Source organism: Psychrilyobacter sp. (assembly GCF_049671765.1).
GTDB lineage: Bacteria > Fusobacteriota > Fusobacteriia > Fusobacteriales > Fusobacteriaceae > Psychrilyobacter.
In genome coordinates this window covers 15,148-41,555 of sequence record NZ_JBATVM010000317.1, presented here as the reverse complement: position 1 = coordinate 41,555, position 26,408 = coordinate 15,148, and the positions used below count along the sequence as shown (strand labels likewise).

The window sequence follows — 26,408 nt, the reverse complement described above, 5'->3', positions numbered from 1 at the left end:
AGAGGAGGGAGCAGATGAAAAAAAATATACTACTTTTTTTTATTCTAAAAACCCTCCTTTTTTCGAGCAGTGAATTCATAACTTCCAATGGAGAACTGAGTTTTAAATACAGTGAAAAATATAATAAAATAACGAGATTTAATGGAAATATGGAAACTTATAAACCGGATATAGATAGCATCGAAGTTGGCGTGTATTATAAAGGGGAACATTATCTTTTATCAGATTATATAATTTCTAAAAGATTCATTCCTCAAACAAATATTTTTGAGACCGTTGCCAAACTTCCATATGGGGAAATTAAAACTACTTATATTCCCTCTATGGTAGATAAAAGTTCGTTTTATATTGTAAATAACTATGATATAAAACAAGGCGAAACTTTGGAGTTTTTATATCTTTTTAATATGTCAGATAGAAATGGAATAATTGAATATAAAAAAACAAAGGATTATTATAAATATAACGACAATATTTACATAAAAAATTTAAAAAATTCAATGGTGGGATACATCGTTCCAACCAGTGACTTAGAGGTAGTTAAATTAAAAAAAATAGAGAATTCAACTATAAAATACAGGGATCAAAAAATGATAATGTCTAGTAAAGTAAGGATATCAGATCATGAAAAATCAGATATAGTTCAGATTAGGTATAAAAAGGCTCCTAATTTTTTATCTTTTGAAAGTTCTAAAAGGTTACTATCTTTAGAGGGAAATTATTGGAAAGGATGGTTAAAGCCAATTCCTAAAGGATTTGATAAGACAACTCAAAAGATTATGGAAAGATTTTTAATCTACTTGAAAACATCTAATAATGGATTTTATTACTATACGAATATCGGTTTGAGAGAAACTTCTAAAACTAAAGATATCCTTTATACAGCTATAACATTTGTAAAATATGGATATTATGAGGATGCTAAACAAATTTTGACTAGATTAATGGAAAAAGAAGAGGAGTTTGCCTATCTCAATAAAACAAAATTAACAGTTGAAGAAGTCCAAGAGGCTTATGTATATTTGAATTATTTAAAAGAATCAGGAAATACTAAATTTTATACTGAAAATATAGAAAAAATCAAAAAAAAAATTAATACTATTGTTATAGGAATAAAACAAGATCTCGACAAAAAAAATATATTAGAAAAAGGCTATGAATTTAAGATCTATTATTATAGTTATAATCTTTTAAAATTATATAAAGAAATAGATGGGGACAAAAAATATATTTACATGGAAAAAACATTAAATAATTATCTACTTAAAAACTTTATTTTAGATGATGGGATAAAAAAATATGTTTTAGATAAAAAAAGGACTTATTCTAAATGGGAATATTTAAGATTTTATGATGATGTAGGAACCAAAAGGTTGATAGATAAACTTTATAGTGACAGCATTTTTAAAAGGTACCCTTATTTTAGTAGTAGGAAAGAAATAGATGTTGAAACAAATTTAAGCCTGTTAGGAGGAGTTTACGTGAATAATTTGTCGAGATTTGGAGATATTAATCTATTACAACTCAATGAAGATATAGAGGAAAATTCTATGAAGATACCTAATAAAATTTATTTGAAAGGTGAAAAAAAATATGAAATTAATGGTATTGATATATACTTAATATCTAAATACTTGAATACCATATATGATAGGAGTGAAGAATAAATATGGAAAATATAGGTAAAGAAATAGAAGCAATGTTATATTTGGCTTCAGAATTAGAAATAAAAGAATTGGCTAAATTTTATAATATAAAAATGGAAAAAATGGTAGAATGCCTAGATAAACTAGAGAGAGAAAAAAAAGTTTCAGGAATAAATTTAAAAATGGAAAAAGGAATGGTATATTTTGAAACCAATCCTAAATATGGAGAGAGAGTTCATAACTTTTTTAATCAAGAAAGTAAGCCTAAAAAACTTTCTAGGGCAGCCATGGAAACTTTATCTATTATAGCTTATAAACAGCCAGTAACAAAAAGTCATATTGAGTCTATAAGAGGGGTAAGTGTAGAAAGAGTTATTTATAATTTAGAAGAAAAGGGATTAGTGTATCCTAGTGGAAGACTAGAAACAATAGGAAGGCCTAATTTATATAGTACAACGGATAATTTTTTGAATTATTTAGATATAGAAAGCTTAATAATGTTGCCAAATTATGCAGAAATAAGAAAAAAACTAGAGGAATCTGAAATAGATTAAAAAATTTAGTGTAGTTAACTATTTTATTTTTTAGTACTAAAAAATGAAGAATTTTAATTCGTGTAAAAGGGGAAATAACAAAAATAAATAAACCGAGAATTATACTGATTGACATGAAAAATAATTAAATTTTATGAATATTTGCATCATTTATGGTAAAAAAACGGAGGAAAAAATGGAAAAAGTAAGATTAAATAAATACCTTGCATCTATAGGGATAGGGTCAAGGCGTGAAATAGATAAGATGGTAGAAGAAAAAAAAATAATGGTAAATGGCGAATATCCAAGTCCAGGGGTAAAAGTAAATATTAAAGATAAAATATCGATAGATGGAAGATTAATAGGGAAGACAAAAGAAAAAAAAGTATATTACATATTAAATAAACCTAAAAAAGTAATAAGTGCTGTAAAAGACGATAGAGGGAGAAGAACTGTATTAGACTTTATAAAAACAAAGGAAAGGATCTATCCGGTAGGAAGATTAGATTATGATACCGAAGGAATGATCATATTAACAAATGATGGAGATCTTTATAATAAAATAATTCATCCTAAAGGTGAAGTATATAAAAAATATTTAATACAGGCAGTAGGGCATATTAAAAAAATAAATTTAGGACAGCTAAAAGCTGGATTAAAATTAGAAGATGGAATGACATTACCAGCTAAGGTAAGGTTTTTAAAAGAGGAAGGAAGTACTTCTTGGTTAACAGTTTCTATCAGAGAAGGAAGAAATCGTCAAATTAGAAGGATGTTAGAAACTGTAGGACATAGAGTTATAAGCTTAACTAGAGTGAAAATAGGGACTATTGCTATAGGAAACTTAGAGGTTGGGAAGTATAGAACCCTTACAAAAGAGGAAATAAAGTATTTAAAAAATATTTAGAAGGAGAGTTGAAAAGTTGGAGATAATTAAAATATTTGTGAAGTTTGGATTGGTAGGAGCTAGTGGAGTAATAGTAAATATGCTTATTTATACTAGCCTTATAACTCTGGATGTGAACTATCTTATGGCTGCTACAATAGCTTTTTTATTTGCAGTGAGCAGTAATTTTTACTTAAATTTTATTTGGACGTTTAAAGGTAAGGGAGAAGGGAAAAGTATAAAGAAAAAATATTTACATTTTTTTATAATAAGTTTATTAAATTTTATAGTTAACTTGTTGATCTTAAAGATTACGGTAGAATTTTTATCGGTAAATGAATTGACCTATGATATAATAAAAAAATATGCAGGATCTAATCCTGATAAAGTAATTAAAATAATAGCTCAAATGATTGGAATAGGAGTAGCTACATTTTTTAATTTTTTTGGGAATTACTTTATAACATTTCGAAAATAAAAGGAGAAATTGATGAAAAAAACATTGATAATTATACCTACGTATAATGAGAGTGAAAATGTTGAAAAATTACTGGAAATGATATATCAGGTGAAAAAAGATCTGAATATATTAATAGTGGATGATAACTCTCCAGATAAAACCTACGAGATAATAGAGAGGTTGATGGAGCAAAAATATAAAGGCAGATTATTTATCCATAAAAGAAGTGGTAAATTAGGACTAGGAACAGCTTATATTGCTGGATTTAAATGGGCCTTAGAAAGGGATTATAATTATATATTTGAGATGGATGCTGATTTTTCTCATAACCCAAAATATATTCCTGAATTTTTAAAAGAGATAAAAACTCACGATTTAGTAATTGGAAGCAGGTATGTACCAGGTGGAGGAGTTGTAAACTGGGGGATCATAAGAAAATTTATCAGTCGTGGAGGGAGTTTATATTCTAGAATAGTACTAGGAGCTCCGATAAAAGATTTTACTGGTGGATTTAAATGTTTCAAAAGGGAAACACTAGAAACTTTAAATTTAGATAAGATAGTATCTAATGGTTATTCTTTTCAAGTGGAATTAAACTATAAAGTGTGGTTAAAGGGAATGAAAATTAAAGAAACTCCTATTATATTTGAAGATAGAACCTTAGGGAAATCTAAAATGAGTAAAAAAATATTTTTAGAAGCTATATTAAAAGTATTATGGATGAGAAAAAATAAAAAGTTTTTAAAAGAAAATTAAAAATAGAGACATCATCTACGAAGTAGAAAAGGTCTAAATAAAATGTGGAGGAGAAATATGGCATTAACGAGAGAAGATGTATTAAAAGTAGCGAAATTATCTATGTTGGAATTTAAGGAATCAGAAGTTATGACTTTACAGAACGAATTAAATGATATCTTAGAGTTCGTATCTAAATTAGATGAAGCAAATGTAGAAGGTGTAGTGCCTATGACTCAGGTAAATGAAATGTATAACTCATTTAGAGAAGATGTCGTGAGAGAGTCTTTAACTAAAGAAGAAGCAATAAAAAATGCTCCTGAAGAGGTAGAAGGATCGTTTGCAGTGCCTAGAACTGTTAGTGGAAATTAAGGAGAAATTTGATGATAAAAGATATATTAGATAATTTTAATAAGAAAAAATTCATAATATTTCTATTGGGAATTACTGTTTTAAGGTTAGCTATAGGTAGTTATTTGAACTTATCTGATGATGAGGCGTATTATTTATTGTGGTCTAGAAATTTAGGGATGAGTTATTATGATCATCCGCCACTTATCGCATATTTAATATGGCTGTGTACATCAATATTTGGTGAAAATAATTTTTCTATGAGACTTGTATCAGTGGGGATGATATTTGCAACTAGTATATATATCTATAAGATCTCCTATTATCTATACAAGAGTGAGAAGATAGCTGGTATTTCAGGATTGATATTTAATATATTACCACTGTATTCATTTCTATCTATAATGACATTACCAGATTCACCATTAATCTTACTATATACCATGGTCCTTTATTATTTTTTAAAGGTCATCTATGAAAAAGATTGCAAATCTTGGTATATTATAGCTATATTGACAGGATTGGGACTACTCAGTAAATACAATATGTTTATGGTATATCCAAGTATATTTTTCTATCTATTACTAAGTCGGGAAAATAGATTTTGGCTTCTAAAAAAAGAGCCGTATATAGCATTTATTATATCTATACTTATTTTTACACCTGTTATATATTGGAATTATTCTCATAATTGGGGATCATTTGAGTTTCATTTAGAAGGAAGACAAAATAAAACATTTAGATTTAGACCTACAAAATTTTTTCAATTTGTAGGAGGGCAAATAGGTGTAGTATCTCCAATTTTATTCTTTGGGATATTTATGAGTTCTATAAAAAACTTTAAAAAACCAGATGTAAATATATTATTTTGGTTTGCATTACCGCTCATTGCAGTATTTACCTTTAGTTCTTTGTCTAATAGCTCAAAAGTTCATTGGTTAGCTTGTGCATATATACCTATGATAATAGTTTTTGTGAAGTATGTTGAGTTTAATAAGTTATGGCGGATAGGAATCGTACTCAGTGCAAGTTTATCTCTAATTTTATATTTGGTAGCTACAACTCTCGTAGTTCCTTTAAAGCCAAAAGAAAATGCTTTGGCTGATATGCAGGGATGGGATATAGCTGCCAAAAGAGTACAACAAATATATGATGAATCGACAAAAGACGGTGAAGAATGGTTCTTATTTGGAGATAGATATCAGATATCTTCCCAATTAGCTGCTTATTTACCGAAAAAAGAATATGTATATAATCTTAGTGGTGGAATAAGTCAATTTGATTATTGGAAGGATAGAGATGGAATAATAGGAAAAAATGGTATCTTTGTAGCTCATTCATTTTACAATAGAAAACCAGAAGATAAATTTTTGTTTGATAGGGTAGAACTAGTAGATACAGTTGTATTTAAAAGATGGGGAAGGGTTCAAAGGGAATACTTTATATATAAAGTGTATAATTTTAAAGGGAGAAAATAGTGAACAAAGAGACGTTGATGATAATAATAGTTATTTTGATAGCTATAGATGTATTGAGAGAGGGTTATTTAAAGGGTTTTGTAGGAGCTTTTTTAAAAAATATTATAAGATATAAAAAAATAGCTCTAATAGGTTTAGTTGTAACTATATTTACTATAGTTTATTTAGATCTTCCTGTAGCCAAACAATTTTCTAATAAATATTATGATAAAATTTTGCAAGGAGTAGAAAATGGTGCTAGAACAGCTACCCCTGAAGAGATAGTGGTATTGCAGAAAAAAGCTGAAGTAGAAAAAATCAATAAAGAAAAATATTCAAAATATGAAAGATTTTTAGCTAACCAAGGAGATGGAGATACAACTGCTGCTAATGTAGTGATACTACTCCTACTAGGAACTTTATTTAAAAATAAAAAATTAAGAAAAGTTTCTAAAGAAGCTCTAATGACGATAATTGCAGCAGGGTTACTAGTAAATATATTAAAATATATAATATCTAGATTGAGGCCGGATGTGAATATGTTGCCTTATCAGTTTTTTAACTGGGCATCTTGGATAGGTGGAAATGAAAGCATAAATCCATTTAAAAGTGCAAGTGCTAGTCTGCCTTCAGGGCATTCAATAGTATCTGTGGCAGTAGCTTTTTCATTTTATTATGGATACAAAAATAAATTCATTAGAGGACTTGCTATAGTTTATGCTCTAGCGTTAAGTTGCTCAAGAGTATATGGGACAAGACATTGGTTAAGCGATATCATCTCAGCAGGATTTCTAGGGGTGTTAGTAGCTAAGACAATATATGAAATAAATAAAGAAAAAAAATAGTTCCTTTTTCCCTTTTGACATTTAAAAATTTAATTTTTTTAAATATTCATCGTTAAGGGAAAGCGCCATTAGGCAAAAGAGGTTAAAATATCGAGGAGGAGAAGATGTTATACAAACATACGGCAACAGAGCTAAGTGCTATGTTAAAGGCAAAAAAAATAACAGCAGTAGAATTAATAAACAATATATTTGATAGAATTGAAAAAACAGAATCAAGACTTGGGAGTTTTACTCTATTAAAAAAAGAAAGTGCTTTAGAAAAGGCAAAACAAGTGGATGAAAAAATAGCTAGAGGTGAAGAATTATTACCCCTAGAAGGGATTCCTATTGCTATAAAAGATAATATGGTATCTAAGGGAGATTTAACAACATCAGCGTCTAAAATTCTTTCAAACTATGAAGGAATCTATGATGCCACTGTAGTAAAGAGACTAAAAGATACAGGTGCAATAATAATAGGGAAAACTAATATGGATGAATTTGCAATGGGCTCTACTACAAAATCATCTTATATAAAAGAAAGTAAAAACCCATGGGACTTAGATAGAACTCCAGGTGGATCTTCAGGTGGATCAGCTTCATCAGTAGGATCAGGACAAGTAACGTTATCACTGGGATCAGATACAGGGGGAAGTATAAGACAGCCAGCTGCATTTTGTGGAATAGTAGGACTGAAACCTACTTATGGAAGAGTTTCTAGATATGGACTCATGGCATTTGCTTCATCACTAGATCAGATAGGACCAATGGGTAGAAGTGTAGAAGATGTAGCTACTTTATTTAACGTAATCGGTGGATATGATGAAATGGATGCGACATCTATAAAAACAGAAATGCCGGATTTTACAGCTAATTTGGATGGGAATATTAAAGGTATGAAAATAGGAGTTGCTAAAGAATATTTCATCGAGGGTTTAAATCCTGAGATAAAGAAGGTGACTGAAGAAGCTATTGAAAACTTTAAAAAATTAGGAGCAGAGATTGTTCCAATAAGTTTACCTAATACAGAGTTTGCTCCAGCAACTTATTATATAATTGCCCCAGCAGAAGCTAGTTCAAATTTAGCTCGTTTTGATGGAGTGAGATATGGATATAGAGCCAGTAATTACGATGGTATAGAGGATATGTATATCAAAACTAGAAGTGAAGGATTTGGTCCTGAGGTAAAAAGAAGGATTATGATAGGAACTTATGTACTTAGTGCTGGATACTATGATGCTTATTATAAGAAAGCTCAAAAAGTAAGAAGACTTATTAAAAATGATTTTGAAAAGGCGTTTAATGAAGTAGATGTTATCTTAACACCTGCTACCCCTGGAACTTCTTTTAAATTAACAGATAAGAAACTTCCTGTAGAATTATATTTAGAAGATATATTTACAATTCCAGCAAACCTTTCTGGAATTCCAGGACTTGTTATTCCAGCAGGAAAGGTAGGGAACCTTCCAGTAGGAATACAACTTTTAGGAAAAGCTTTTGATGAAGCAACTATATTAAAAGCTGGAGATGCTTATGAAAAGGCATATACAAAGATGGAAATACCAGAATCTGAATTTAAAAAATAGTAAAGGCTATTAAGAATAATTGAAATAATTAAAGATTTAGTCACCAATTATCAAAAAAATAAAAATAAAATGTAAAGCATACAAAGATCATTTCTAGGTTTAAAATCAAAAAAAACTTTGGGAGTCTCTTTCTCTCTTTTCTTAGTGTTGAAGGGCTAAATCTGTATTCAAGTGTCAGATTTTAGTCTGTGTCAAATGGTTTTATAAAAATGGATCTTAATAATTATGAATATTGATAGAGAAGAGAGGATAAGAAAAGTAATAAAAATAATAAAGAAGGAGAATATATATGGTTAGAGAATGGGAATCAGTAATTGGGCTAGAGATACATTGCCAATTAGATACAAAAACAAAAGTATGGTGTGGATGTAGTAGTGACTATGATAACTCAGTAGAAAATACACACACATGTCCAATATGTTTAGGACATCCTGGAGCATTACCAAAACTTAATAAAAAAGTGTTAGATTACGCAATCAAAGCAGGATTTGCATTAAATTGCGATATAAATAAAGAGAGTAAATTTGATAGGAAAAATTATTTCTATCCAGATACTCCTAAAAACTATCAAATAACTCAATTTGATCATCCATACGCTGAAGGTGGGCATATAGATATTAAGTTATCTAATGGAGATGATAAGAGAATAGGAGTTACTAGAATACATATAGAGGAAGATGCAGGAAAATCTATCCATGCAGGAGAAGAATCTTTTATAAACTTCAATAGAGCATCTATGCCCCTTATCGAGATCGTATCTGAACCAGATATGAGAACTTCAGGAGAAGCTTACCAATATCTTAATTTAGTAAGAGATGCACTAAAATACACAAAAATTTCAGATGTATCTATGGAATTAGGATCTCTTAGATGTGATGCTAACATATCTGTAATGCATAAAGGAGCCAAAGAATTTGGGACAAGGGTAGAGGTGAAAAACTTAAACTCATTTAAAGGTGTATCTCGTGCTATTGACTATGAGATCAGTAGACAGATAGAAGAAATAGAAAATGGTGGGGTAATCAACCAAGAGACTAGACTTTGGGATGAAGAATCACAAGTAACTAGAGTGATGAGAAGTAAGGAAGAAGCTATGGATTATAGATTTTTTCCTGAGCCAGACTTAGTAAGAATAGTAATTACAGATGAGCAATTAAACAGATTACAAAGTGAGATGCCAGAATCTAAGGTAGTTAAGATAGCAAGATTTATAACGGATTATAAGATTAGTGAAAATGATGCTGAGACATTATCTAGTAGTATTGAATTGGCTAATTACTTTGAAAAGGTAGTTTTATCTTCTAATAATCCTAAACTTAGTTGTAACTGGATTTTAACAGAAGTACTTAGAATTTTAAAGGATAACAATAAAACTATTGAAGAATTCTCTATCAATTCAAAGGAATTGGGAGAAATCATAAAACTAATAGAGAAGGGTGCTATATCAAGTAAGATAGCTAAAAAATTATTTGAAATTAAATTAAATGATGAAAGATCTCCTATGAAAATAGTGGAAGAGGAAAAAATGGCACAGGTAGCTGATACTTGCGAGATAGAAACTATGGTAGTAGAAGTAGTGACAAATAATCCTAAATTAGTAGAGGACTATAAAGTCGCTGACGAAGGAAGAAAACCAAGAGTTATAAAGGGACTTATGGGACAAGTAATGAAAGCGTCTAAAGGGAAAGCAAATCCTAAGATGGTTATGGACATATTAACAGAAAAATTATCATAAAAAAAGAGCGGTATTTCGCTCTTTTTCTGATATCAACAAAAGGGGTGAATAGGTGGAAAATAAAAGGAAGATAAGAAGAAGAATAATAAATTTACTTATAATTTTTCTGATAATATTATTCTTTTTGCTCAATAAAATTAATGTTGCAGTCACTTTGTTAATAATTTTTTCATTTGGAAATACAGTTAGATTAGTGCTAGAAAAATCCAAAGGTATGGAATTATTTAATCAGAGAACATATTTATTTTCTTTTATTATGGTGCTTTTCTTTGGTCTATTAGGTTTAAGACTGGTTCAAGTGCAGTTGATAAAACATGAGAAATTCACAAAATTGGCAAAGGATCAAAGTTATGGTAAATACTACCTCAATGGTAAAAGGGGAAAGATATTAGACTCTACAGGAAGGGAATTAGCTTATGATGTAGATGTCTATAAAGTTATAATAGATCCAAAAAGATTTTATAAATTAAAAGAAAAAGATGAAATAGTAAAGGCATTAAAAAAAATACAGCCTTTTACAGTTAAAAATTTTAAAATAAAGCTAAAAGAAAATTTTTATAGGAATAAAAGGTATATAAAAATAATGAATAAGATTGATGAGGTTAAAAAAAGTAAGATTGATAAGATCTTATCAAAATATAAGATTAAAGCCAACGAAGTATATTTCGAACATTCAACTCAAAGAAAATATTTTTCCTATCATGAGTTAGCACCGATAGTTGGATTTATGGGGGCTTATTCTGGAGAAGAGAGAAGAAAATTAGGCGCTTATGGGATTGAAAGATACTATGATAAGTATCTAAAGAGGAATAAAATAGAAAAGAATGGATATTATACTAATTTTAGGAATTTACTCCTCCCTTCAGATAAAAAAAATAATGATTTTATAGAAAAAGATGGAAATAATGTACAGCTAACTATAGATTATTATATCCAATATATATTAGATGATGAAATGCAAAAACAATTTAAAAAAGTAACTCCTAAATCAGCCGTGGGAATAATAATGGAACCTAATACTGGAAAAATATTGGCAATGTCTAGTTATCCAAGAGAAAAAAATATAGCTTATTTAAATAATAGAGCTATAAGATCCCAATATGAAATGGGATCGATATTTAAACCTGTAATCATGGCAGCAGCATATGAAGAAGGAGTAATAAATGACAATACTAGACTTGATAATCCAGATGGATATATCATGAGATATGGTCATAAAATAAGAGATAGTGACTCCCATGGGGTAGGCCAAATAAGCCCACAAACAGTTATGAGAGTTTCTAGTAATGTGGGGATGTCGTTGATTTCGGAAAAGTTGAATCCACCGACATTTGAAAAATATTTAAAGAATTTTAACTTGTATGAGAGAACAGGGATAGATACATTTGGAGAACTGGCTCCAAGACAATTACCTTATAAAAGATGGGATGGAATGAAGAAATATACCATGTCTTATGGGCAAGGGATAGCCATAACACCACTCCAAATGATTGGAGCTTTGGCTACTACTGTAAATGGTGGAATATATTATGAGCCTTATTTAGTAGAGAGCATAAAAACTTCTGGAGGAGTAACGATAAGAAAGAATGTACCTAACCCTAAAAGAAGGGTTATTTCTGAAAAAACTTCCAAAAAGATACGAGAGATGCTCAAAGAAACTGTGGAAAAAGGTACTGGTAGAAATGGTGGGATCTTAGGTTATTCCATTGGAGGAAAGACTGGTACAGCACAACTAAGTGGTCATGGAGGGTATCTTAAACACGAATATATGTCTTCATTTATGGGGATTTTTCCATCAGAAAACCCAAAATATATAATGTTAATTATGTTTGAAAAGCCTCATGCAGAAAGCTATTGGAAAAAATTTGGTGCTTGGGTAGCTGCTCCAGTATTTAAAGATACCTTGGAGAGAATACTAAAATATAAAGGGATAACACCGGAAAACGTAGATATTTTAGAAGGAAAAAATTATAAAAATGTTTTATCAGAAAATTTAGATATAGATTTTCTGCCTGATTTTAAAGGGAATGGTGTAAGGTCAGCACTAATGATAGCAAATAAATATAAGATAGAGATAGTAATTGATGGTAAAGGCCAAGTAGTAGAACAATACCCAAAACCGGGAACAAAAATTGAAAGTATAAAAAAAATAAAGATAAAATTAAGGTAGTGATATTATGAACTATGTACTGTATGTAGAGGGAGTAGAAAATGGTTTTTACACCTATTTAGATATAGAAAAAAAGTATAAAATTGGAGATCATGTATGGATTAATTTTAGGAGGTCTAAAAAAGTTGGTGTAATCTTGTACGAAGATAAATCTCTTGACCACAAATTTAAAATAAGTGAAATTTCAGGAAAAGTAATGGAACAAGTATCTTATTCAAAGGAATTAATACTACTTTTTTTGTGGATAAAAAATTATTACCTCTGTAACTTTGGAGATATTATTGGGGTATCAAGACCTAAAAATATAAAAATTTCTTACAGTAAGAAGATCATTTTTAATAAATCTTTTATACCTATGGATGAAAATGAAAGAGGGTTTATAGAATATATTACTAAAAAACAAACAGCTGCTAAAACTACAATGGTACAAAAATTTGGTAAAAAACTACTAGATAAGTTCATAAAATCCCAAGTTGTATTAGAAAAAAATACAATTAAAGAAAATAAGTATTTAAAAAATAAGGAAAATAGTATAAAATATAAATACAATAGAAAAAAATCACACTTGACTACCGAACAGACAGAGGTAAAAAACAAAATACTAGAAGGTACTAAAAAATATTACCTTTTAAAAGGGATAACTGGTTCAGGAAAAACAGAGGTATATATCGAACTTGTAAAAGATGCACTAGAAAATGAAGGAGGAGCTATATTCTTAGTTCCTGAGATTTCTCTTACGCCTCAAATGATAGATAGGTTTAAAAAAGAATTTGATGAAATCGCAATTTTACACAGTAGGCTAACAGCAAAAGAACGAGCTACTGAATGGGAAAGTATTTATTCTGGTGAAAAAAGAGTTGTGTTAGGTGTACGATCTGCAATATTTGCTCCTGTAAAAGATCTCAAATATATCATAATTGATGAGGAGCATGAGGGGACTTATAAGCAAGATAGTAACCCTAGATATAATGCAAAATATGTGGCTATAAAAAGAGCAGAGATAGAAGGGGCTAAGGTTCTTCTAGGGTCTGCTACTCCATCTATCGAATCTTATTATCATGCTACTCAAGGGATATTTCAATTATTAGAATTAAAGAAAAGATATGGAGAAGCAATTGAGCCAGATATGAAATTAGTAAACATGAAGGATGAAAAAAATGATTTTTTTAGTGAAGATCTAATAGAATATATGGGTGGAAGACTGAGAAAAGATGAACAGATAATGCTTCTCTTAAATAGAAAAGGGTATTCGACCTTTGTTCAATGTCATGAATGTGGGCATATAGAGACTTGTCCTCATTGCTCTATTTCTCTTAGTTATTATAAAAAAGAAGGTCTTTATAAGTGTAATTATTGTGAATATACTAAAAGGTATTCTAATGTTTGTAGTAACTGTGGAGAAAAATCGTTGGAGTTTTCAGGCAAGGGTACCGAAAGAGTGGAATCGGAGTTAAAGGAACTTTTTGATCTACCTATTTTACGTGTAGATTCGGAGACAACCAAGACCAGAGACTCTCATAACAGGATATATTCTGACTTTTTAAACAAAAAATACAATATAATGGTGGGAACGCAGATGATATCTAAAGGATTCCATTTTCCTGAAGTGACCCTTGTAGGAATAATAAATTCGGACAGTATATTGAATTTTCCAGATTTTAGAGCTGGGGAAAAAACTTTTCAATTGGTGAGTCAGGCAGCAGGCCGTGCAGGCCGAGCTAAGAAAAAAGGTGAAGTTATAGTCCAAACATACCAACCTGATAACTATGTAATTCAAAAAATAATAAATAACGACTATGAAGGTTTTTATGAAGAGGAGATAGAAAATAGAAAAATACTCAGTTATCCTCCATTTTCTCGAATAATAAATATTATTATCTCTTCTAAGGAAGAGGATGGACTAGAAGAATATAGTAATGAGTTTTATAAAAAAATAAAAAAAGATACTTTAGAGATGTATGGGCCCATGGCCCCTCCAATCTATAAGATGGGTGGGAACTATAGAAGTCAGATATTTATAAAGGGAAATCGTAGTGAGATAAACCGGTTAAAAGGGAATATAGCAGAAACAGTGCTAGAATTTAAAAGTAGCGATAAAAAAAATAAATATAGAATAACAGTGGATGTAGATCCTATAAATTTAATGTAAGAGGTGAAAGATGATTTACGAAATAAGAACATACGGAGATCCTGTACTTAGGGAAAAAAGTAAAAATGTGGAAAAAATTAATGATGATATCAGAGGAATATTAGACGGGATGATAGAGACTATGAGGGATATAAGTGGGATAGGGCTAGCTGCTCCTCAAGTTGGGATTAACCTTAGAATGTTTGTAGTAGAAGCGGAAGAAGGGGTGGTTAGAAAGGTAATAAACCCTGAATTTCTAGAGTATTCTAAATCTTCTATAGATCACGAAGAGGGTTGCCTTAGTGTTCCTGGAATACATAAAAAAGTAAAAAGACCCGAAACTTTAAAAGTAAGATATTTAAATGAAAATGGTGAAAGTATAGAAGAAGAATTAGAAGAACTTTGGGCTCGTGCATTTCAACATGAAAATGACCATTTAGAAGGTATTTTATTTGTAGATAAAATAGCACCTGTGGCTAAAAGATTAGTAAGTAAAAAATTGTTGAATATGAAAAAAGAAACATTGAAAAAAATGGGGAAATAAGATTCTCTTTATTAGAAAAAAAGAAAAGATAGTAACAAAGGAGAACTAATTTGAAAATATTATTTATGGGAACACCTGAATTTGCATTAAATTCACTTAAAACATTAGATGAAAATCATGATGTTATTGGTATTTTTACTAAAGTAGATAAACCTAATACCAGAGGAAAAAAAATAAAATTTAACCCAATTAAACAATATGGATTAGATAATGATATTACTGTATACCAACCTAATTCAGTGAAGACAGAGGAAACTATAGAATTAGTGAAGAAATTAAATCCTGATCTTATCGTAGTCGTGGCTTATGGTAAAATATTGCCACAGGGATTGATAGATATTCCTAAAAAGGGAATAATCAATGTTCATTCATCTCTTTTGCCTAAATATAGAGGCGCTGCTCCAATTCATGCTGCCATAATAAATGGTGAAAAAGAAAGTGGAGTTACTATAATGGATATAGTACAGGAATTAGATGCTGGAGATATAATATTACAGGCTAAAACACCAATAGATGAAATGGATACTTTAGAAGACCTACATGACAGATTAGCAATTATAGGAAGTGAAACTTTATTAAAGGCTGTAAGTCTGATAGAAAGCGGAGTCGCTACTAGAACTTCTCAAGATGAAAGTAAAGTGACTTTTGTTAAACCTATCAAAAAAGAAGAATGTGAAATTCATTGGGATCATTCTATGGAAAAGATATATAATTTCGTGAGAGGATTAAACCCATTTCCGTCTGCATATTCATTTTGTAATAAAAAATTATACAAGGTGTATTTTGTAGAAAAATATGATAGAGTCTATGGTGGAGAACTTGGAGAAGTTGTAGATTTAGTTAAAGGAAAGGGACCAATTATAAAGGTATTAGATGGGAGTTTAATAATAACAAGTGTAAAACCAGAAAACAAAAGGAAAATGACTGGATCAGATTTAGTAAATGGAAATTACATTAAAATTGGGGAAAAATTTAGTATAGGCAGGAAAGCAATTCAATTATAGGGGGAGACAAGTGATTATAAAAGAAAAAAGAAGTGGTATATCTTCAAGGGTAATAGAGAGATTAACTAAATATCTAAGATGTTTAGAAAATTTATCACCTGAAGATTATATATCGTCAGAAGAATTAGCGGTAAAAATGGGCTTTACAGCAGCTCAAATTAGGAAAGACTTATCTAATTTTGGTGAATTTGGAATAAGAGGAAAAGGATACCAAATTAGAACTCTTTACAGTGATATTGAAAGAATATTAGGAGTACACAAAACAAATAATGTAATAGTTATAGGAGCAGGAAGACTTGGGGGAGCATTGGTATCAGAGCCTGAATTCACAAAGGAAAGTTTTAATATAATAGGGGTATTTGATAATTCAGATACTAAGATTGGAACTGAAATGAAGGGAATTAAAATCAGAGATGTAAAGGAAATTCCATATTTTTTACAATCTAAAGATAGAGTAGATGTAGCAATATTAACAGTACCTAAAAAAGTAGCTCAACAAATGGCTGTAGTATTGGTAGAATCAGGAGTAAAATCAATTTTAAACTTTGCACCAATAAACTTAGAAGTACCAGATCATATAGCGGTTCAAAATATAGATCTATATGCAAAATTACAAGAATTAAATTATTGGAAGGAACAATTAGTGAATAACAATTAAATTATTAAAAGGAGAAATTGATAAATAATGACTAAAATAATTGATGGGAAAAAGGTATCGGCAGATATAAAAGAAGAAATAAAAATAGAGATAGAGAAAATAACTGAAAGTGGACAAAGAGCACCAGGGCTAGCAGTAATTATTGTAGGAGAAAATCCTGCTTCCAAAGTTTATGTGAATTCAAAAGCAAAAACATGTAATGCATTGGGTATGTATTCTGAAAAACATGTTTTAGATGCAGAGATTACAGAGGAAGAACTTTTAAAATTAATAGAAGGATTAAATAATAAAGAGAAAATAGATGGTATATTAGTCCAATTACCATTGCCAAAACATATAGATGAAGATAAAATAATTGAAGCTATAAAACCAGAGAAGGATGTAGATGGATTTCATCCAATAAACTTAGGTAAATTAGTTATAGGGAAAAATGGGTTTAAATCTTGTACTCCATATGGTATCATGGAGTTATTAGAAAGATATGAAATAGATCTAAATGGTAAAGATGTAGTGGTAGTAGGGAGAAGTAATATAGTAGGGAAACCATTGGGAATTATGTTAACAAAAGCAAACGCAACTGTAACTATATGTCATAGTAGAACAAAGAATTTATCAGAAAAAACTCTAAATGCTGATATAGTGATAGTAGCTATAGGAAGAGAAAAGTTTTTGACAGAAGATATGGTGAAAAAAGGAGCGGTAGTAATAGATGTAGGTATCAATAGAGATGCTTCAGGAAAACTATGTGGAGATGTAGACTATGAAAATGTATCTAAAAAAACATCATTGATAACGCCTGTACCAGGTGGAGTAGGACCGATGACAATCGCAATGCTTATGAAAAACACAGTAAAATCAAGAATGGAAAAAATATAAACTAATGGGGTGGAGATATGGGAAATGAAACAAGAGAATTTTTTATAGTTGATAAGAGAATATTACCTAATTCGATTCAAAATGTAATTAAGGTGAATGAAATAGTTCAAAAGGAAGGAATATCAAAGTATGAAGCAATAAAAAGAGTTGGAATAAGTAGAAGTACATATTATAAATATAAAGATTTCATTAAACCGTTTTTTGAAAGTGGGAAAGATACGGTATTTAATATAAATATGGCACTTCATGATGAACCAGGAACTTTATCTAGAATATTAGATGTAATAGCAGTTTCAGGAGTGAATATTCTTACAATAACTCAAAACATACCTATTGATGGAATTGCAAGAGTAACTTTAGCACTTAAAACTAGTGCAGATACACTAAGAAATATAGAAACAATGTTAGAAAAAATAACTGAGCAGTCAGGTGTAAGTGAGATAAGAATAATAGGAAATAATTAAACCTTATTCTGTAATAGGTTAAAAAATAAAAATATAAGGGTAATGCCTTGTGCTTATCCCAGAATAGTAGGGGGAAATATGAAAATAGATGTTAAAGCCATAAAGGAATTATCTGAAAATATAGAAAAATATGGACTAGAGGAAATAACTTTAGAGAGTGAAGGGACTAAAGTTTCTCTAAAAAGAGAGATTGAAAAAGAGGTTGTGACGCAAGTAATTGCAGAACCAAGAGTTGTAGCATCAACTCCTAAAAAAGCAAAAAAATCTAAGGCGAAAGAGGTAGAAAATAAAAATTACGATTCTATAAAATCACCTATGGTAGGAACATACTATGGTTCACCATCTCCAGATGCAGATAGATTTGTAAAAGAAGGGCAACTAGTAGAAGCTGGAGATATTTTATGTATCGTAGAAGCTATGAAACTTATGAATGAAGTAAAAGCAGAAAAAAAATGTAGGATAGTAAAAGTAATATTAACTGACGGTGGGCCTGTAACTAAGGGAGCCGATCTATTCTTAATGGAAGAAGTATAAAGAGAACCATAGAAAAGGTGAAAGGCGACTGTCTTTCATCTTTTTATGTGGCAGAATAAAATTAAAAACCTTTATAAAATGGATGTTAAATCAATAGGATCTTAAGATCGAAAATATAGTAATTCCTAGTTAAATATGATATAATTCAAAGATAGAAAAATATGAAAGATAAGATCTAAAAATTGTTTTTAAACAAAAAAAATAAGGTAGGAGTAAAATATGAAATTAGCAGTTATAACTTTAGGTTGCAGTAAAAACCTAGTAGACACAGAGCATTATTTAGGAATCTTAGTAAATAAAAGAGGGTTTGAATTAACTACAGAGGTAGAAGATGCAGATCTATGTATTATAAACACTTGTGGATTTATTGGTGATGCAAAAGAGGAATCTATTACTACTATATTAGGCGTAGCAGAGCATAAAAGAAATGGAAAATTAAAGAAGATAATTGTAGCAGGATGCCTTGCAGAAAGATATGCAGATGAATTGTTAGCAGAGATGCCAGAAATAGATGCTATAATAGGAACTGGTGACGTAGATAAAATAGAGGAAGTAATAGATGAAATATATGCAGATAAAAGAGTTGTTAGAAGTGAATCTTTAGATTTCTTAGCTAATGCCAAAACTGATAGAATTATCACGACTTTTCCCCATACTGCATATCTAAAAATAGCAGAAGGGTGTAATAGAAGATGTACTTACTGTATCATCCCTAGTTTACGTGGAAAACTTCGTAGTAGAACTATCGAAGATATCATAGTAGAAGCTAAGAACTTAGTCGCTAATGGTGTGAGAGAAATAAATTTATTAGCTCAAGAAACAACAGAATATGGACTGGATCTATATAAGAAAAAAGCTTTACCTGATCTAATGAGAGAATTAGCTAAGATAGAGGGATTAAAATGGATTAGAACGTATTATATGTTTCCTAATTCAGTAACTGAAGAACTTATAGAGGTTATGAAAACAGAAGAAAAGGTATGTAATTATTTTGATATCCCTATTCAACATGTATCTGACTCTATACTACAAGGGATGAAAAGAGCAATATCAGGAGATGCTTCTAAAGAATTATTACGTAAGATTAGAAGAGAAATTCCTGATGCTACATTCAGAACATCTCTAATCGTAGGATTCCCTGGTGAAACAGAAGATGACTTCCAAGAATTAAAAGAATTTGTAGAAGAGTTTAAGTTTGATTATATAGGTGTATTTAAATATTCGAGAGAGGAAGATACTGTAGCTTTCGATATGGAAAATCAAGTAGACGAAGATACAAAACATAGAAGATGGGTAGAACTTACTAATCTTCAAGCTGAGATTGCAGAAGCAAAAAACAGATCATTCCTAGGAAAAGAGATTGAAGTAATGATAGATGGTGTATCTGATGAATCTGAATATATGCTAGAAGGAAGAACGAGAGGGCAAGCTCTAGAGATAGATGGAAAAGTATTGACAAATGACGGAACTGCTAAACCTGGGGAGATAGTAAAAGTGGTAGTAGAACAAAACTTTAATTATGACCTGTTAGGACCTATAGTAACAAATGAAATTAACTAATCTTTAGGAGGAGTGAAGATGAGTATGAATATGCCTAATAAACTAACCATGGCGAGAATAATTTTAGCGGTTCCATTTATTTATTTTTTAGGAATATCTAATGGAGATGGTGGGTTTATATATAGAATGATAGCTTTAGTATTGTTTATGGTAGCATCTATTACAGATTTTTTAGATGGATATATAGCTAGAAAAAATAATATGATCACAGATTTTGGGAAGTTAATGGATCCCTTAGCAGACAAAATATTAGTTATATCAGCATTAGTGGTATTTGTAGAAGTTGGTTTTTTACCTTCATGGATATCTATAGTAGTTTTAGCAAGGGAATTTTTGATCAGTGGAATCAGATCACTAGCTGCTGCTAATGGGGAAGTTATTCCGGCGGGGAAGCTAGGTAAGTATAAGACAACTGCTCAAATGGTTGGAATAATATTGATAATGATATTAGGGGCAACGAAAATAGAGTTGATAGGAGTTCATTTAAATGTTTGGATAATGTTACCTTCTGTAATTTTGACTATATGGTCAGGATGGGATTATTCAGTGAAAGCGAAACATTATTTTATGAATATGGAATAAATGGAGGAATAGATGATTTTTATATACAAAATAGTGAGTTATGCGGTAGAAATATTAAAGGTTTTAATTTTATTAAGAATTATATTGTCATGGATCGCTCCTAATAGTAGGAATGAATTTATTGAATTGATCTATACGGTTACAGAACCAATATTAAGACCATTTAGAGTAATGATTCCTTTAGGTGGTGCTAGATTAGATCTATCGCCAATATTGGCATATTATGTATTAGGTTTGGCAAAATATTTGATCTTTAGAATATTGAGTATGATTTCATAGTAGGGGTAATTCATGAATTATCTCTACAAAATTAATAAAGTCTGCCCGCCACAGGCGGGCAGACTCTTTGTCTTTACAGATGTGCCAGATCTTAAAAGTCAAAAGTAAATTAAAAGTTAAGTAGGAGGAAGAATGCATAAAGAGATAGAGTGTGAATATCATATACCAGTGTTGTATGAAGAAACTTTAGATAACTTAGTTACGAATACAGATGGTGTATATGTAGACGGTACACTAGGAGGAGGAGGTCATTCAGAAGGAATAGTGAAGAGACTTTCAGGAAAAGGTGTATTGATCTCTATAGATCAGGATCAAAATGCAATTGATTTTGCAGGGAAAAGGCTAGAAAAATATGGCGATAAAGTAAAAATATTTAAATCTAACTTTCAAGAGATGGATAGTGTAGTATACATGGCAGGATATGACAAAGTAGATGGAATAATGATGGATATAGGAGTTTCTTCTAAACAGCTAGATGATCCTGAAAGAGGTTTTTCATATAAATATAATACTCGTTTAGATATGAGAATGGATAAAAGTATGCCAATCTCAGCTTACGAAATTATAAATGATTATGAAGAGGAAGAAATTTCAAGGATTATATATGAATATGGTGAAGAAAGGTATGCTAGAAAGATTGCTAAATATATAGTTTATAATAGAGCAGAAAAAGCTATCGAAACTACTGGAGATTTGGTAGCAGTAATAAAAAAAGCAATTAAAGGACATCCTAAGAAGCATCCAGCTAAAAAAACTTTCCAAGCTATAAGAATAGAAGTTAATAAAGAGCTCGATGTACTTAAAAATGTAATTGATAAAGCAGTAAATCTTTTAAAACCAGGGGGAAGATTAGCTATAATTACCTTCCATTCATTAGAAGATAGAATCGTAAAACAAAAATTCAAAGAATTATCTACAGATTGCCTCTGCCCATCGCATCTATTGGTTTGTCAATGTAATCATAAAGCTACAGTTAAGCGTATAACAAGAAAACCTATTATTCCAAATACCGATGAATTAGAATTTAACACTAGATCACATTCATCTAAATTGAGGGTAATAGAAAAGTTATGAGAAAGAGAAAGAAAATATTAATAATTTTATTACCAATAATTTTTTTAATCTTTATGGAAGGATTACGTTTACACTATACAATAGAGGCTGTTAGAATAAGTAAGGAAATTAAAATTCAAAAAACTTATAATCTGAATCTTCAAAAGGATATATCTAGAGAAAAAATAAAACTGATAGAAAAAATGGACTTGAATACGATGAAAAAACGAGCCGAAGAAGAGATAGGAATGGAAGTTTCTGAATCTATAAACTATGTTAAAATAAAGAAAAGTGTATCGAATTAAAATAAAAAGGTTTGAAACTTGACTTTGAATAGTTTAGGTTGTATTATAAGTAAGTAGTGGTTTAATTATAAATTGTTATAAAAAAGGGGTATAAATTGAAAAAAGGAACTATAGTAGAAATTAAAATAGATAAGATAATTTTTGGTGGAGAAGGATTAGGATATTATGGTGATTTAGCTGTTTTCGTGCCTATGTCTGTTCCTGGTGATGTTTTAGAAATCGAAATAATTTCGTTTAAAAAAACCTATGCAAGGGGTCTTATAAAAAAAATAATAACGCCTGGTATAGATAGAATAGAAGGGGATAAAATAAGTTTCGAAGAACATCATGGATGTGACTTTGCTATGCTTAAATATAATGAGCAATTAAAGTATAAAAAACTTATGGTAGAAGATGTACTTTCTGGAATAGGAAAGGTAGATCTTGAGAAGGTAGAAATACTAGATACTGTAGGAGCAAAAGAGCAATTTAATTATAGAAATAAAGTAATTGAGCCATTTGCACGTAAAAAAGGAAAGGTAATTTCAGGGTTCTTTAAAAAGAAATCACATGAAGTTTTTGAAGTAGAAGAAAATATTCTTCAATCTAAATTAGCAAACGAGATTATAACAAGAATAAAAGAACTCCTAAATGAAGCTAAATTAAGTGTATATAACGAAAAAGCTCATAAAGGAATACTAAGACATATAATGGTTAGAACTACTTCGTTTAATGAAGCTATGGTTGTACTTATTATTAAAGGAAAGGTAGATTCAAAGATAGAAAATGTTCTAAATACTTTATATAATGAAAATGATAAGATTAAATCTGCTTACGTTTCTATTAACAATAAAAGAACAAACTTCGCTTTGGGTGAGCAAAATATCCACCTATTTGGAGAAAAGTATATAAAGGAAGAGTTATATGGAATTGAGTTTAATATATCTCCTACATCATTTTTTCAAATCAACATAGAGCAAACTAAAAAGTTATATAAACAAGCTATCTCTTATTTTGACGATATAAAAAATAAAAATATAGTAGATGCTTATTCAGGAACAGGGACTATAGCTATGATCCTATCAAAGGATGCTAACAAAGTGTATGCAATAGAGATGGTAGAATCAGCTACAAGAGCTGCAATAAAAACTAGTAAAGAAAATAATATAGAAAATATAGAATTTATAAATGGTAAAGCTGAGGAAAAATTAATTGAATTGATAGAGTCAGGGAAGCAAATAGATTCAGTAATATTTGACCCTCCTAGAAAAGGAGTGGCACAGAATATATTGGAAAAATTATCTGAAACTGATATAAAAGAAGTTGTATATATTTCGTGTAATCCATCAACATTTGCTAGAGATACACAAATATTAGAAAAGTTAGGATATAAATTAAATAAAGTTTGTCCAATGGATATGTTCCCAAATACTAGTCATATTGAGGTAGTAGGGAAGTTTTCAAAGAATTAAAAATAAATAGATTATCTAGGAGGTAAGATGGAGGTTAAATTAATAATTTTTTTAATAGTAGCTTATTTTATGGGGTCTATTCCAACAGGTGTAATTATAGGAAAAAAGTTTAAAGGAATAGATATCAGGGAGCATGGGAGTAAAAATACTGGTGCTACTAATGCTTATAGGGTATTAGGATTACAATATGGAATAATTGTTCTTTTGGCAGATGTACTAAAGGGATATCTACCGGTTTATCTGGCTAGTTTATCTGGACTGGATGGATGGAAACTTATTTTGGTAGGACTGGTAACTATAGTTGGTCATACTCTATCGATGTTTTTAAAATTTAAAGGTGGAAAGGGTGTTGCTACTAGTTTAGGAGTATTTATATACTTAGTGCCAAATATGGTTTTAATATTACTTGTTGTATTTTTATTGATTGCATTTTCAACTAAATATGTTTCATTAGCTTCTGTATCAGCAGCAGGTTTATTTCCAATATTGGTTCTTTTTATGCCTATAAAAAATGGGTTAGGTAAATGGAATATGTTTGGATTTGCCCTTGTGATAGCTATATTTGTAATATTTAAACATAGAAGCAATATCCAAAGACTTCTTCATGGAAATGAAAATAAATTTGGAGCTAAAAAATAATTTTAATAATTAAAAATATTTTAAATGATTAAAAAAAAGGAGTAAATTATGGGGAGAATTGTAGTGATGGGAGCAGGCTCTTGGGGGACAGCTCTCGCTAGGATTATGGCGTCGAAAGGAAATGAGGTTACTCTATGGGATTATAACAAAGAGAGAGCAGAATTGTTACAAAAAAATAGAGTAAATGAAAAGTTTTTATCTAATGCTAAATTTCCAGAAACTTTAAAGGTAACATCTGAGACAGAAGGACTATTAGATGAGGTAGAATATCTTATCATGTCTGTACCGTCTCAAGTATTGAGAAGCGTTATAGGTAAAGTCAGTAATCAATTGACAGAAAAAACAATAATTGTTAATACTGCCAAGGGGATAGAAATTTCCACAGGGATGAGGTTATCTCAGGTGATTAAAGACGAAATATTGGGAAAATTCCACAAGAATATTGTTATTTTGTCTGGACCTACCCATGCAGAGGAAGTGGCTAAAAACCTTCCATCTACAATAGTAGCTGCAGGAGAATCTGATAGCGCTAGAAAAATCCAAAAATTATTTAATACAGAAAGTTTTAGAGTATATGAAAGTAATGATATTATCGGAGTAGAACTAGGCGGTGCTGTAAAAAATGGTATTGCAATAGCTGCAGGAGTTGCTGATGGTATTGGTTTTGGAGACAATACAAAGGCAGCACTTATAACTAGAGGTTTAGCAGAAATGGTAAGGTTTGGAGAAGCTCTAGGTGCTAAAGCTGAGACTTTCTCAGGACTTAGTGGAATGGGTGACTTAATAGTGACTTGTGCTAGTACTCATAGTAGAAATAGACATGTTGGGCAAAAATTAGGTGAAGGAAAGAAATTGCAAGAGATCTTAGATGAAATGGAAATGGTAGCTGAAGGAGTACCGACTGTGAAAGCTGTCTACGAATTAGCTCAAAAGAAGAAGGTGTCAATGCCAATATTAGAAGGTGTATACAAGGTATTATATGAAGATAAATTAGCAACTGAAATGGTAAAAGAATTGATGACTCGAGACTTAAAGAGAGAATTTTAAAACTAAGGATGATGAGACTATGGAGAGGACAAAAGATTTGGTATCTTTATATTTAAAAGATATTAGGCAGTATGAAATTTTGACAAAGGAAGAAGAATTAAAACTACTTATAGCAGCCAAAAATGGTTGTGAAGAATCAAAGGAAAAATTAATTCTATCTAATTTACGATTGGTAGTAAATGTTGCTAAAAAATATACTAGAAAAGGATTAGGTTTAATAGATCTTATTAGTGAAGGTAATTTTGGGCTTATTCATGCTATTAAAAAATTTGATGTGGAAAAAGGATTTAGATTTTCAACTTATGCAGTTTGGTGGATTAAACAATCTATAACTAAGTCTATTATTAGTAAGGGACGTGAAATTAGGATACCATCTTATAAGTATGATATGTTGAATAAGATAAATAAATATATTATGAATCATGTGATGGAAACCAGTAAATATCCTGATTTTAATCAAATATCAAAAGGTTTAGATATACCAGAGGGTAAAATTCAAAAAGTAATGTTAGAATTTCAAGATCTGATGTCTTTAAATGCATCCATAGGGGAAGATATTTTCTTAGAAGATACCATAAGTCAACCTGAGGAACAGTCACTTGAAAATCAAGTTTTAAGAGAAATAGGTAAGGAAGAGATAACCAAGATGCTAGATGCTCTTAAACCTCGTGAAAAAGAGATAGTGAAGTTAAGATATGGGATAGACGGGTATGATATTCACACTTTAGAAGAGATAGGTAAGACATTTAATATCACAAGAGAAAGAGTTCGACAAATTGAGAAAAAAACTTTATTAAAACTTAAAACACGGTTTAGTGAAGAATTAAAGCCTTATTTATTTAAATAATATAAGTTCCCCTCCTTTTTCGGTGGGGAATCTTTAATTTTAGTGGTAGATGTG

General features: G+C 30.2%; 27 protein-coding genes. All 27 read left to right on the top strand.

Features of this window, described 5'->3' with window-relative positions; all coding sequences use genetic code 11:
- Positions 1-14: 14 nt before the first annotated feature.
- Positions 15-1,667, top strand: a complete 1,653-nt coding sequence (locus tag WBG30_RS14765) for a hypothetical protein (RefSeq protein WP_424505416.1) — start codon at positions 15-17, stop codon at positions 1,665-1,667.
- A 2-nt stretch (positions 1,668-1,669) separates the two neighbouring features.
- A complete protein-coding gene (gene scpB / locus WBG30_RS14760; protein WP_424505415.1) occupies positions 1,670-2,200 on the top strand; it encodes an SMC-Scp complex subunit ScpB in 531 nt (176 codons plus the stop codon).
- 175 nt (positions 2,201-2,375) lie between these two features.
- Complete coding sequence (locus tag WBG30_RS14755) at positions 2,376-3,086, top strand: pseudouridine synthase (RefSeq protein ID WP_424505414.1); 711 nt, start codon at positions 2,376-2,378, stop codon at positions 3,084-3,086.
- Positions 3,087-3,102: 16 nt separating this feature from the next.
- Positions 3,103-3,543, top strand: a complete 441-nt coding sequence (locus WBG30_RS14750; RefSeq protein WP_424505413.1) for a GtrA family protein — start codon at positions 3,103-3,105, stop codon at positions 3,541-3,543.
- A 12-nt stretch (positions 3,544-3,555) separates the two neighbouring features.
- A complete protein-coding gene (locus tag WBG30_RS14745) occupies positions 3,556-4,281 on the top strand; it encodes a polyprenol monophosphomannose synthase (RefSeq protein WP_424505412.1) in 726 nt (241 codons plus the stop codon).
- 57 nt (positions 4,282-4,338) lie between these two features.
- Positions 4,339-4,632, top strand: a complete 294-nt coding sequence (gatC, locus tag WBG30_RS14740) for an Asp-tRNA(Asn)/Glu-tRNA(Gln) amidotransferase subunit GatC (protein WP_424505411.1) — start codon at positions 4,339-4,341, stop codon at positions 4,630-4,632.
- A gap of 11 nt (positions 4,633-4,643) precedes the next feature.
- The gene (locus WBG30_RS14735; protein WP_424505410.1) at positions 4,644-6,089 is read left to right on the top strand and encodes an ArnT family glycosyltransferase; all 1,446 of its coding nucleotides are present in this window, start codon (positions 4,644-4,646) and stop codon (positions 6,087-6,089) included.
- Positions 6,089-6,913, top strand: a complete 825-nt coding sequence (locus WBG30_RS14730) for a phosphatase PAP2 family protein (protein WP_424505409.1) — start codon at positions 6,089-6,091, stop codon at positions 6,911-6,913. The genes WBG30_RS14735 and WBG30_RS14730 overlap by 1 nt, the downstream gene beginning before the upstream one ends.
- Positions 6,914-7,017: 104 nt before the next feature.
- Positions 7,018-8,478 carry an Asp-tRNA(Asn)/Glu-tRNA(Gln) amidotransferase subunit GatA gene (gatA, locus tag WBG30_RS14725; protein ID WP_424505408.1) on the top strand — a complete coding sequence of 487 codons (1,461 nt, stop codon included), beginning with the start codon at positions 7,018-7,020 and terminating at the stop codon, positions 8,476-8,478.
- Between the two features lie 289 nt (positions 8,479-8,767).
- Positions 8,768-10,213 (top strand): Asp-tRNA(Asn)/Glu-tRNA(Gln) amidotransferase subunit GatB, encoded by a 1,446-nt coding sequence (gene gatB / locus WBG30_RS14720; protein ID WP_424505407.1) that lies wholly within the window; start codon positions 8,768-8,770, stop codon positions 10,211-10,213.
- Between the two features lie 154 nt (positions 10,214-10,367).
- On the top strand, positions 10,368-12,383 hold the full coding sequence (locus tag WBG30_RS14715; RefSeq protein ID WP_424505406.1) for a penicillin-binding transpeptidase domain-containing protein: 2,016 nt from the start codon (positions 10,368-10,370) through the stop codon (positions 12,381-12,383).
- 7 nt (positions 12,384-12,390) lie between these two features.
- Positions 12,391-14,532, top strand: a complete 2,142-nt coding sequence (gene priA, locus WBG30_RS14710; RefSeq protein ID WP_424505405.1) for a replication restart helicase PriA — start codon at positions 12,391-12,393, stop codon at positions 14,530-14,532.
- Positions 14,533-14,542: 10 nt separating this feature from the next.
- Positions 14,543-15,055, top strand: coding sequence for a peptide deformylase (def, locus tag WBG30_RS14705; RefSeq protein WP_424505404.1), 513 nt, complete (start codon positions 14,543-14,545; stop codon positions 15,053-15,055).
- 50 nt (positions 15,056-15,105) lie between these two features.
- A complete protein-coding gene (gene fmt, locus WBG30_RS14700; RefSeq protein WP_424505403.1) occupies positions 15,106-16,059 on the top strand; it encodes a methionyl-tRNA formyltransferase in 954 nt (317 codons plus the stop codon).
- A gap of 10 nt (positions 16,060-16,069) precedes the next feature.
- Complete coding sequence (locus WBG30_RS14695; protein ID WP_424505402.1) at positions 16,070-16,717, top strand: redox-sensing transcriptional repressor Rex; 648 nt, start codon at positions 16,070-16,072, stop codon at positions 16,715-16,717.
- A gap of 27 nt (positions 16,718-16,744) precedes the next feature.
- Positions 16,745-17,593, top strand: a complete 849-nt coding sequence (gene folD / locus WBG30_RS14690; RefSeq protein ID WP_424505401.1) for a bifunctional methylenetetrahydrofolate dehydrogenase/methenyltetrahydrofolate cyclohydrolase FolD — start codon at positions 16,745-16,747, stop codon at positions 17,591-17,593.
- Positions 17,594-17,610: 17 nt separating this feature from the next.
- Entirely contained in the window at positions 17,611-18,057 is a 447-nt protein-coding gene (locus WBG30_RS14685) for an ACT domain-containing protein (protein ID WP_424505400.1), read from the top strand.
- A 78-nt stretch (positions 18,058-18,135) separates the two neighbouring features.
- Positions 18,136-18,591, top strand: coding sequence for an acetyl-CoA carboxylase biotin carboxyl carrier protein (gene accB / locus WBG30_RS14680; protein ID WP_424505399.1), 456 nt, complete (start codon positions 18,136-18,138; stop codon positions 18,589-18,591).
- 219 nt (positions 18,592-18,810) lie between these two features.
- Positions 18,811-20,151: a 30S ribosomal protein S12 methylthiotransferase RimO gene (gene rimO / locus WBG30_RS14675; protein WP_424505398.1), complete on the top strand. Its 1,341-nt coding sequence runs from the start codon at positions 18,811-18,813 to the stop codon at positions 20,149-20,151.
- A gap of 24 nt (positions 20,152-20,175) precedes the next feature.
- Positions 20,176-20,733, top strand: coding sequence for a CDP-diacylglycerol--glycerol-3-phosphate 3-phosphatidyltransferase (gene pgsA / locus WBG30_RS14670; RefSeq protein WP_424505428.1), 558 nt, complete (start codon positions 20,176-20,178; stop codon positions 20,731-20,733).
- 12 nt (positions 20,734-20,745) lie between these two features.
- The gene (locus tag WBG30_RS14665) at positions 20,746-21,012 is read left to right on the top strand and encodes a YggT family protein (RefSeq protein ID WP_424505397.1); all 267 of its coding nucleotides are present in this window, start codon (positions 20,746-20,748) and stop codon (positions 21,010-21,012) included.
- Between the two features lie 132 nt (positions 21,013-21,144).
- A complete protein-coding gene (gene rsmH, locus WBG30_RS14660) occupies positions 21,145-22,086 on the top strand; it encodes a 16S rRNA (cytosine(1402)-N(4))-methyltransferase RsmH (RefSeq protein ID WP_424505396.1) in 942 nt (313 codons plus the stop codon).
- Positions 22,083-22,370 carry a hypothetical protein gene (locus tag WBG30_RS14655; RefSeq protein WP_424505395.1) on the top strand — a complete coding sequence of 96 codons (288 nt, stop codon included), beginning with the start codon at positions 22,083-22,085 and terminating at the stop codon, positions 22,368-22,370. Before rsmH ends, WBG30_RS14655 begins: the two co-directional genes overlap by 4 nt.
- Before the next feature lie 95 nt (positions 22,371-22,465).
- Positions 22,466-23,821 carry a 23S rRNA (uracil(1939)-C(5))-methyltransferase RlmD gene (gene rlmD / locus WBG30_RS14650; RefSeq protein WP_424505394.1) on the top strand — a complete coding sequence of 452 codons (1,356 nt, stop codon included), beginning with the start codon at positions 22,466-22,468 and terminating at the stop codon, positions 23,819-23,821.
- Between the two features lie 27 nt (positions 23,822-23,848).
- Entirely contained in the window at positions 23,849-24,460 is a 612-nt protein-coding gene (gene plsY, locus WBG30_RS14645; protein WP_424505393.1) for a glycerol-3-phosphate 1-O-acyltransferase PlsY, read from the top strand.
- A gap of 48 nt (positions 24,461-24,508) precedes the next feature.
- Complete coding sequence (locus WBG30_RS14640) at positions 24,509-25,507, top strand: NAD(P)H-dependent glycerol-3-phosphate dehydrogenase (RefSeq protein ID WP_424505392.1); 999 nt, start codon at positions 24,509-24,511, stop codon at positions 25,505-25,507.
- A 19-nt stretch (positions 25,508-25,526) separates the two neighbouring features.
- Positions 25,527-26,354: a sigma-70 family RNA polymerase sigma factor gene (locus WBG30_RS14635; RefSeq protein ID WP_424505391.1), complete on the top strand. Its 828-nt coding sequence runs from the start codon at positions 25,527-25,529 to the stop codon at positions 26,352-26,354.
- Positions 26,355-26,408 lie beyond the last annotated feature (54 nt).